The sequence below is a fragment of the Xanthomonas sp. BRIP62411 genome (assembly GCF_003993525.1).
Lineage (GTDB): Bacteria > Pseudomonadota > Gammaproteobacteria > Xanthomonadales > Xanthomonadaceae > Xanthomonas > Xanthomonas euroxanthea.
In genome coordinates this window covers 185,214-194,228 of record NZ_QEZI01000014.1, presented here as the reverse complement: position 1 = coordinate 194,228, position 9,015 = coordinate 185,214, and the positions used below count along the sequence as shown (strand labels likewise).

Here is a 9,015-nt window from a genome sequence, read left to right as displayed (position 1 = left end):
CGGGAGTCGGGAGTCGGGAATGGGAATTAGGGCGACTGCGCTTGATGTGGGATGACTGCGTGTTCCGGGTATCTGTCTATCAGCCCGTTACGCGTTGCCCGGCATCGTCCAGCACGCGTTCGCCGTCTTCCTTGACGAAGCCGTGCGTCGCCGGCGGCAGCAGGTCCAGCACCCGTTCGGAAGGGCGGCACAAGCGCGTCCCCAGCGCGGTTTGCACGAAGGGTCGGTTGATCAGGATCGGATGCATGAGCATGGCACTCAGCAGCGCTGCGTCGTCCAGCGCGGGATCGTCGAGCCCGAGTTCCAGATACGGGGTGCCTTTCTGACGCATGGCCTCCCGGACCGGGATGCCGGCGGCAGCGATCAGGGACTGCAGTGTTTCGCGTGTGGGCGGGTGTTGCAGGTAGTCGACTATCTGCGGCTCGATGCCGGTATGACGGATCAGGGCAAGGGTGTTGCGGGAGGTTCCGCAGTCGGGGTTGTGATAGATGACGGCGTGCATGGAAGCCTGGTGCGCGGGGTTGCTGACACTATAAATCGCTGCGATGGAATGGCATGCGCAACCAGCGCAGCGCGCCGATGCCGATGCCGATGCCGGCATCAGCATCCGGCATCAGCATCTCGCCAGCAGGCGCCAGTGCACGGCTTGCGCACGTTGGTGCATCCGCGCTGCCTGCACAGGCCCTGCCGCCGGCCTGGGCGGACTACGACCCCTCTCCCCTCGGGAGAGGGGTTGGGGTGAGGGTACAGGCCGAAGCGCAGATAGACCCAACGCTGTACTCAAGCTCCGCCGGGCTTCGCGCCTGCCCTCATCCGCCCCTTCGGGGCACCTTCTCCCAAGGAGGAGAAGGGAGACGTGATCCGGCTACTGGCGGACAAGGACGGCCTCTGGCCCCCCGGTTTGCGTCAAAACCCTGACCAGCCCGCTCGCCAATCGCCGTTGCACTTCCCGGAAATTTCCCTCGACGCAAGTGCGCAGGTGACTGTTTCAGGCGCTCGTTTCGCATTCAGCACCCTACATGTCAAAAGATTGACACACATCACGGATTCATGATTCAGTCATGAACAGACTGAAACGGAAGGATTCCCCCGACGCTGGTGTCTGCACGGCGTCCCTTTTCCCTGCTGGACCCAAGGAAACCCCAACGATGATGAGCTTTCGTAAGCCCGGATGGATGCTGTCCGGTATGTTGTGCGTCGTTTGTCTGCCGGCCATGGCCGTCGCGCAGGAGGCAGCAACTAACAGTTCCAAGGTCGGCATCGACCCCGCCACCGGCAAGCTGCGCCCGCTGACCGACGCCGAGAGCGCGGCGCTGGACCAGCAGGCCGCCTCGGCCGCCCGCAGCAGCGCTGCCCGCACCGCGGTGCCGCAGACCGAATCTGCCGCACGCGCGACCGAGCGACGCCTGCCCAACGGCACCGTGGCGCGCAAGTTGCCGGCCACGCAGATGAGCTCATTGATGGCGACCCGTCAAGCCGATGGCCGCATCGTCATCGAGCACGGCGACGATGCCGCCACCCAACCCGCCCACGCCGAGCACGGAGCGCTGCCGCATGAATAAGCCCTTGTTGCTGCTGTCCCTGGCCGTGGCTGCCGCCATCGCGCCGCTGCACGCCAGCGCCGCCAACGTCACGCTGATCAATGGCGACGCCGGCACCAGCGTCGGCTTGAACGACCCCACCAGCGCTGCGCCCCTGGGCGGCAACCCGGGGCGCTCGGTTGGCGAGCAGCGTCGCATCGCCTACCAGTACGCGATGGACCTGTGGGGCGCGGTGCTGCAGAGCAATGTCGAGATCAAGGTGTATGCCTCGTTCGCACGGCTGACCTGCACCGCCACTGGCGGCACGCTGGGCCAGGCCGGCCCGAACTGGATCGTCAACGACTTCCCCGGTTCCAAGCCCAATACGCTGTATCCGTCCGCGCTGGGCGATGCGATCGCCGGGCAGGACCTGGTCCCCGATCCCAGCGATCCGGCCGACGTGTTTTCGCAATTCAACGGCGACCTGGGCAAGGACGACTGCCTGGCTGGCTCGGGCTGGTACCTGGGCCTGGACGGCAAGACGCCCGAAGGCCAGATCAACTTCCTCAACGTGGTGATGCATGAGATCGGCCACGGCCTGGGTGCGGCCGGCTTCCTCAACAAGACCACCGGCGTGCTCGGCTCGGGCAGCGGCCTGACCGACGTCTACACCGCGCAGGCCTTCGACAATGTGCAGAACAAGCGCTTCGACGATCCGGCCATGACCAACGCGCTGCGTGCCGAAGCGATGCGCACGCCCGGCCGTACGGTCTGGGCCGGCACGCGCGTCAACCGCGAGGCGGCGCTGATCCTGGATCCGCGCACCCTGTTGCAGGTGAGCGCACCGGCCAGCGCGGCCGGCAAGTTCGAGGTGGGCTTTGCCAGCTTCGGGCCGCTGGCCACGGCGGCCAATTTCCCGGCACGCGCAGTGGTGACGGTCAATGACGGGGTGGCTGCCGCGTCGGCCAGCGATGGCTGCGAAACGCCGTTCGTCAATGCGGCCGAGGTGGCCGGCAAGGTGGCGCTGATCGACCGCGGCACCTGCGCGTTCGCGATCAAGGTCAAGAACGCACAGCTCAACGGTGCGGTGGGCGTGATCGTGGCCAATAACGCGTCCGGCGTGCAGACGATGGGCAATGCCGCACCGCCGATCACCGACATCACCATCCCGGCCATCATGGTCTCGCAGGCCGATGGCGCGCGGCTGAAGGGCAGCGCCGGAGTGGTGGCGGCGTTGTACGAAGACCCCGAACTGCTGCAGGGCACCGACAGCGCAGGCCGCACGCGGCTGTACGCACCCAGCGTGGTGGCCGGTGGTTCGACGTTCTCGCACTTCGATACCGACCTGCAGCCCAACGCGTTGATGGAACCGTTCGATACGCCGGAAGTACAGGCGCATCTGAACATCGACCTGACCCCGGCGCTGTTTGCCGATATCGGCTGGACGCTCAATCGCGGGCTGGCCAAGCTGGGCAGCTGCAATACGCTGGTGCCGACGCTGGAGACCGGCGGGCTGATTCCCGGCGCGAACATCTCGGCCGAAAACAGCCTGTGCAAGGCGCAGAACGCCGGCAACCGCCTGGGTTACCTGACCTGCATGGACGAGCACGCGCGCGAGTTGCAGAACCAGGGGGCAATCAGCCGCATTCAACAGGCAGCGGTGTTTGTCTGTGCCACCAAGGTGCGCCCGTAATCCGCAAGATTCACTGCGTGTAATGCGAACGGCGCCGTCAGGCGCCGTTCGTTTATCTGCAATCACCCTATTCAACGCAAGCGGATCGGCTGCCTGCCAACGCAGGCGTCGCGATTTCGCTTCAGCGTCTGCCATTCCCGCACGGAGCTCGCTCCCCGCTGCGATCGAGCGATGCGCCGCAAGGTTGCTGCTGCCTGCTATGAGCGGCAACGGTTCTCGATGCGCCGCTGCACGTCAGTCACTGCCGCGCGTGGTCACCGGCGTCCGGTACCGGCGGCAGGCCGAACACATCGCGCAGATAGCGCAGGTAACCGGCGTCCTCGCACATGCTCTTGCCCGGCGAGTCGCTGAGCTTGGCCACCGGCTGCCCGTTGCAGCGGACCATCTTGATCACGATCTGCAGCGGCGTCGGCCCCAGGTCGTTGGTCAGGCTGGTGCCTACGCCGAACGCCAGCCGGCAGCGCGTGTGGAAGTGCGCGTACAGCCGCATCACCTTGTCGATGTTGAGGCCATCGCTGAACACCAGCACCTTGGTCGCGGGGTCGATGCGGTGTGCCTGCAGGTGGGCGATGACACGCTCGCCCCATTCGAACGGGTCGCCCGAATCATGGCGCATGCCGTCGAACAGCTTGCAGAAATACAGGTCGAAGTCGCGCAGGAACGCGTCCAGCCCCACCACATCGGACAGGGCGATGCCCAGGTCGCCGCGGTACTCGCGCGCCCACGATTCCAGCGCGGCCACCTGCGAGTCGCGCAACCGCGGCCCCAGTGCCTGGAATGCCTGCAGATATTCGTGCGCCATCGTGCCCAGCGGGGTCAGGCCGTAATGCTTGGCGAAATACACATTGCTGGTGCCGACGAACTGCGCGCCCAGGCCATCGCGCAGCAACGGCAGCAACTCGCCGTGCCAATGCCGCGAATAGCGCCGCCGGGTGCCGTAATCGGCAATCTTGCAGCCGGCCGGCATGCTGCGCAGGCTGCTCACCTTCTCGCGCAGGCGGCTGCGACCTTCCTCGAAATCCGGCTCGGAGGTATTGCGGAACCACACCTCGTTGATGATCGCCAGCAATGGCACTTCGAACAGGATGGTGTGCAGCCACGGGCCGCGGAGGGTCAGCTCGATCTCGCCCGGATGGGTGGTCGATGCCGACAGCTGCAGGTATTTGCGGTCCAGATGGAACAGTGCCAGGAAGTCGGCGAAATCCGGCTTGATGAAGCGCAGGCCGCGCAGATAGGCCACCTCGTCCTCGTGCAGCCGCAGCCGGCACAGCGCGTCGATCTCACCCGAGATCTCGTCGATGAACTGCGCCAGATCCACGCCGGGCGTGCGGCATTTGAAGCGGTACTCGACCTGCGCGGCCGGATGCTGATGCAGCACCGCCTGCATCATGGTGAATTTGTACAGGTCGGTGTCGAGCAGCGAATGGATGATCATGCCGCCGGATTATGCCCGTAGCGGCGGGCGTGCTGCGTGCAAGCCGGTCGATGCGCGAGGGCGGCGGCATGCAAGCTGGCGGCAGTGCGCCGGGCCATCACCTTGGCGATACCTCGGCAATGGGCTGGGCAATGTCCCTGGACGATGCCCAGCGCCATCGCTCAGCGCGCCAGCACCTGCTGCGCCGGTTTGCCCTGCACGGTGAAGTCGCTGTCGCCCGGCCCGCCGGCCTTGGGATCGGTGTACCAGCACCACAGCGCGATGCCTTCCACGCCGTGCGCCTGCAACACCTTGCGCCACTGCTGCAACACCTGCAGTTGCAGGCGGGTATCGACGGCGGCAGCGCGTTGTTCCGGGCTTTCCCAGGGTGCGGCCAGGCTGCCGCGTGCAGACCGCAGGCCCAGCTCCGCCACCCACACCGGCTTGCCCACACGTTGGCCCAGTTGCTGCAGGCGCTGCGCAGCGGCGTTCATCTCGGCCGTGCGGGCGGCGGCCGCTTCGGACAGGCGCGGATACAGGCTGGTGCCCACCGCATCGAACAACGACCAGTAGCGGAAGCTTTCGGCATGCTCCATGCCGTCGGCCACGTACAGCAGCTTGCCGCGGTAGACCTTGCGCACCTCCGCCACCAGGCCCGGCCACTGCGGCGCGTCCTGCAGCTTGCGCAGTTCGGTGCCGATCACCAGTGCTTCGGCGTGCTCGTCTTCGGCCAGCCTGGCCAATGGCAGCAACGCGTTCTGATACGCGGCAAACCAGGCTGCCTGATCGGTGGGCGCGGTGTCGCCGGCCCAATGCCCGGGAATCCACACGTGCACCTTGAGCGTGGCCTGCAGACCGGCGTGGTGGCTCTGCCGCAACGCGGCGCGCATGTCCTCCACGCTGCTGTCGCTGCCCAATACCGGGTCGTTCGACTGCGGGCTGGCCTGCCACACAAACGCCACCAGCAGCGCCTTGCTGGCGCCGGTCTTGGCCAGCGCATCCAGCGACTGCCCCGCAGCCTCGCTTTGCCACGGCGCATTGGCCGAGACCTTGACGTTGGCGCCCATCCACGTCGATGCATCCGCATTGCAGCCGTTGGCCAGCATGCACGCCCCGACCAGCAACGCGGTGCTCAGAACGCGTTTGAACATGTGGCAGATGCCTCGGTGGTGGACGCTGCGGTGCTCCGCGCACAGTCCATTGCACCAATGGCCGCGGTGTTCTTGCCCGGCTGCACCATCGCCGCAGTGGCAGCCGCAGCGGGCGCACTGGCGCCGGCAGCACCCTGCGTGGCCACGGCATCGCCCACGGCGGTCGCCGCGGTGGGCGGCAACTGCGCCGCGTCCGCTGCCGGCGTCGCCGGGCCACTGGTCGGCAACGACACCGGCGCGGTCATCACCACCGCCTCGCCCTGCAGCAGGGATTGCGCATCGGCAGGCGCCGCACGCATCCAGCTGCCCCAGCCCTGCGGCTGTACCCAGGCCGCCCCGATCAGGCCCAGCAACAGCAGGCCGGCGGCCTGGGTGCGCTGATCGGCATGCAGTGCGCGCAGCAGCAACGCGGCCGGCACCCACAGTAGCAGCAAGGCGTCGAACCCGGCCCAGCCGAAGGCGAACGACAACGCCGCCGCACAGAGGACGGTGCCGGCACTGGCCACCACGCCGCGCGTGAGCGCGCTGCTGCGGCTGCGGGCCAGCAAGGCCAGGACCGGGAAGCAGACTACCGCCGCCACGCCCCAGCGCACCGCCGGCAACCAGTCTTGCGCATGCTCGGCCAACGGCAGCGGCAGCGGATGCGCGCCCTGCCCGATGCTGGACAGCGTCGGCCATGGTGCGTTGAACACGGTCAGGTTGACGTAGGCCCACATGCCGACCAGAAACGCGAACGGCAGGTAGCACACCAGGTAGAACGAGCCCGGCGCCTTGCGCAGCATCTGCGGCGGCATCACCAGCAGCAGCCACGGCGCCACCATCGTCGACAGCGCCAGGGTCTGCAGATCCAGGCACAGCAGGATGCACAACCAGCCGGCGATACGCAGATAGGTGAAGGCCTCCACCGGTGTCTGCAGGCGGCGCAAGGTGCGGCACAGGCCGTAGAACGCCAGCAGGCCCAGCGCCTGGCTTCCGCCTGCGGCGATCGGCAGCAGGAACAGCGGATTGCAGCCCACCAGCACCGTCAGCCCACTGGCCCAGCCACGTCCGAACACGCCGGCCAGATCGCGCCACAGCAGCGACAGGAACAGCGCGTTGGCGGCGACCGCCAGGAACGGCCAGACCTGGAACGGCAGATTCCAGCTGTCCAGCCCCAGATTGATCGCCCACGCCAACACGCCGGTTGCCGGCAAGCCGGCTGCTGGTGCGATGGCCGGTGCGGCGGAGCCGGCCGACTGCAGCAGCAACGGCTGACTCAGCAGCGACAGCGCCACCACGGCGACCAGAAACGCCGGCAGCCCGCTGTGCCGGCGCGGAACTGCCGACTCACTCTTCGAGTGCGGCGCGGCGCTCGTTTTCCGAATGCTTGCTGATGCCATGAGTGGTCTTCTCCCAATAGAACGGATTGTGGATCAGCTGCCAGAGGCCCTTGTAGGCGGCGATCGACTGCAGCGCCCAGTACAACGGCACGGTCAGCGCATAGGGCGCCAGCTTGAAGTAGTCGCGTTTGAACGCGGCCACCAGCGTGATGTAGATGAAGAACGCATTGGCCAACAACAGATTGACCAGCGAAATGGTGGCCAGCCACGGCGGGAAGAACCGTTCGAACGCGCTTGTCCCGGTGACTGCCCAGACCACGTACAGCGCCCACAGCACCGGCACGCCCAACGCGGTGAAGAAGCCGCCGCCGATGAAGAACTGAAAGCCCCAGAAGCCCTTGAACCCGGTGCTGCGATACAGATGCATCGGGTCGCGCATGTGCACCAGCCAGGTCTGCATATAGCCCTTGAGCCAGCGCGAACGCTGCCGGATCCAGTTGGGAATGCTGACGTTGGCTTCTTCGAACGTGGTGGAATTGACCACGTTGACGCGGTAGCCGTTCTGGATCAGCCGCACGCCCAGATCGGCGTCTTCGGTGACGTTGTACGGGTCCCACGCGCGCACCTGGCGCAACACATCCAGACGGAAATGGTTGGAGGTGCCGCCCAACGGAATCGGGATGCGCAGGTATTCCAGCGCCGGCAGGTAGAAATCGAACCAGAGCGTGTACTCCAGCGTGAACATCCGCGTCAGCCAGTTTTCGTCGGCGTTGTAGTAGTTCAGGCGCGCCTGGATGCACACCACATCCTTGTCCGCCTTGCGGAATGCCGCCACCACGCGCTTGAGCTGATCCGGCTCGGGCTTGTCTTCGGCGTCGTAGATGGTGAGCAGTTCGCCGCGCGCAAAATGCAGCGCGTAGTTGCAGGCCTTGGGCTTGGTCTTGGGCTGCGACGGCGGCACCCGGATGATTTCGAAGAACGCTTCCAGGCCGAGTTTCTTGGCGGCCTCGATGGTGTCGAAATCGTCCGCTTCCAGTACCAGCTTCACGTCGAGCTTGCTGATCGGGTAATCCAGCTTGCGTAGCGCATTGGCCAGGATCGGCAGGACTTCCGGCTCCTTGTACATCGGCACCAGCACGGTATAGACCGGCAGGTCGTCATCGCGCAGTGCGGCCACTTCGTCCTCGGTGACCTTGATGTCGATGCGGTGGCGCGAGCCGAACCACACCAGCAACAGCTTCAGTCCGAAGGTCGCCAGAAAGCCCAGCGCCACCAGCACGTTGATGGTGATCAGGGCCGGCACCGGGAACAGCACCATCGCGATCACCAGCACCGCGGCAATTGCCCACAGCGTGAGCTTCTGCCCGCGTGTCACCACCTGGCGCGCCGAGTAGGTCGGCGCATGCGATGCGAGCAGGTTCAGCGCATTGTCGGTGAGCTGCTCGTCGGCGTAGCGCTGAAGGCTCCAGATGATGTCGAACTTGGCGGTGCCGACAAACCGCACGTCTTCGCCATAGTGCGCACGCGCCCAGGCGAACACCGCCGGGTCGGGGTCGGCCACGGCCAGCACCAGCACGCCGTCTTCGCGGCGCCACGGCAGCAGCAGACGCTGCGCATAACTTTCCAGATCGCCGGGGGTGAGCAGTTCCGGATCCGGCGGTTGCTGCACCAGGTCGACGAACTCCAGGCCGAAGTGCGCGGCGACGATGGCGTAGAACCGCTGCGCCGGCACGCCGCGCTGGGCCAGGATCACATCGCCCAGGCGCGAGTTCCAGCGTTGCTGCAATGCCAGCGCCGAGCGCAGTTGTTCGTCGGTGATGACGCCTGCCGTGACCAGCGCGCGGCCCAACAGACCGCGTTCGCGGCCGATGTCCGGTGCCCGTCCCAGCGCGTCCATTTCGCAGGTGACCGTCATTGT

General features: G+C 66.4%; 7 protein-coding genes. 2 read left to right on the top strand and 5 right to left on the bottom strand.

Going from position 1 to position 9,015, the window contains the following annotated elements; all coding sequences use genetic code 11:
* Positions 1-79 precede the first annotated feature (79 nt).
* A complete protein-coding gene (arsC, locus tag EO139_RS12885; RefSeq protein ID WP_104585587.1) occupies positions 80-502 on the bottom strand; it encodes an arsenate reductase (glutaredoxin) in 423 nt (140 codons plus the stop codon).
* 646 nt (positions 503-1,148) lie between these two features.
* Here arsC and EO139_RS12880 point away from each other — a divergent pair.
* Both EO139_RS12880 and EO139_RS12875 read left to right on the top strand, forming a co-directional pair.
* Positions 1,149-1,562: a hypothetical protein gene (locus EO139_RS12880; RefSeq protein ID WP_164739838.1), complete on the top strand. Its 414-nt coding sequence runs from the start codon at positions 1,149-1,151 to the stop codon at positions 1,560-1,562.
* On the top strand, positions 1,555-3,213 hold the full coding sequence (locus EO139_RS12875; RefSeq protein ID WP_104649427.1) for a PA domain-containing protein: 1,659 nt from the start codon (positions 1,555-1,557) through the stop codon (positions 3,211-3,213). Before EO139_RS12880 ends, EO139_RS12875 begins: the two co-directional genes overlap by 8 nt.
* A gap of 238 nt (positions 3,214-3,451) precedes the next feature.
* On the opposite strand, the gene pncB is transcribed toward EO139_RS12875, so the two are convergent.
* The 4 genes from pncB to EO139_RS12855 form a co-directional block, all read right to left on the bottom strand.
* A complete protein-coding gene (gene pncB, locus EO139_RS12870) occupies positions 3,452-4,648 on the bottom strand; it encodes a nicotinate phosphoribosyltransferase (protein ID WP_115677932.1) in 1,197 nt (398 codons plus the stop codon).
* 161 nt (positions 4,649-4,809) lie between these two features.
* Positions 4,810-5,778, bottom strand: a complete 969-nt coding sequence (locus EO139_RS12865) for a glycosidase-like protein (protein ID WP_119127340.1) — start codon at positions 5,776-5,778, stop codon at positions 4,810-4,812.
* Positions 5,760-7,055 carry a hypothetical protein gene (locus EO139_RS12860; RefSeq protein WP_164739837.1) on the bottom strand — a complete coding sequence of 432 codons (1,296 nt, stop codon included), beginning with the start codon at positions 7,053-7,055 and terminating at the stop codon, positions 5,760-5,762. The genes EO139_RS12865 and EO139_RS12860 overlap by 19 nt, the downstream gene beginning before the upstream one ends.
* A 49-nt stretch (positions 7,056-7,104) precedes the next feature.
* Positions 7,105-9,012 carry a glycosyltransferase family 2 protein gene (locus tag EO139_RS12855; RefSeq protein WP_126970939.1) on the bottom strand — a complete coding sequence of 636 codons (1,908 nt, stop codon included), beginning with the start codon at positions 9,010-9,012 and terminating at the stop codon, positions 7,105-7,107.
* Positions 9,013-9,015 lie beyond the last annotated feature (3 nt).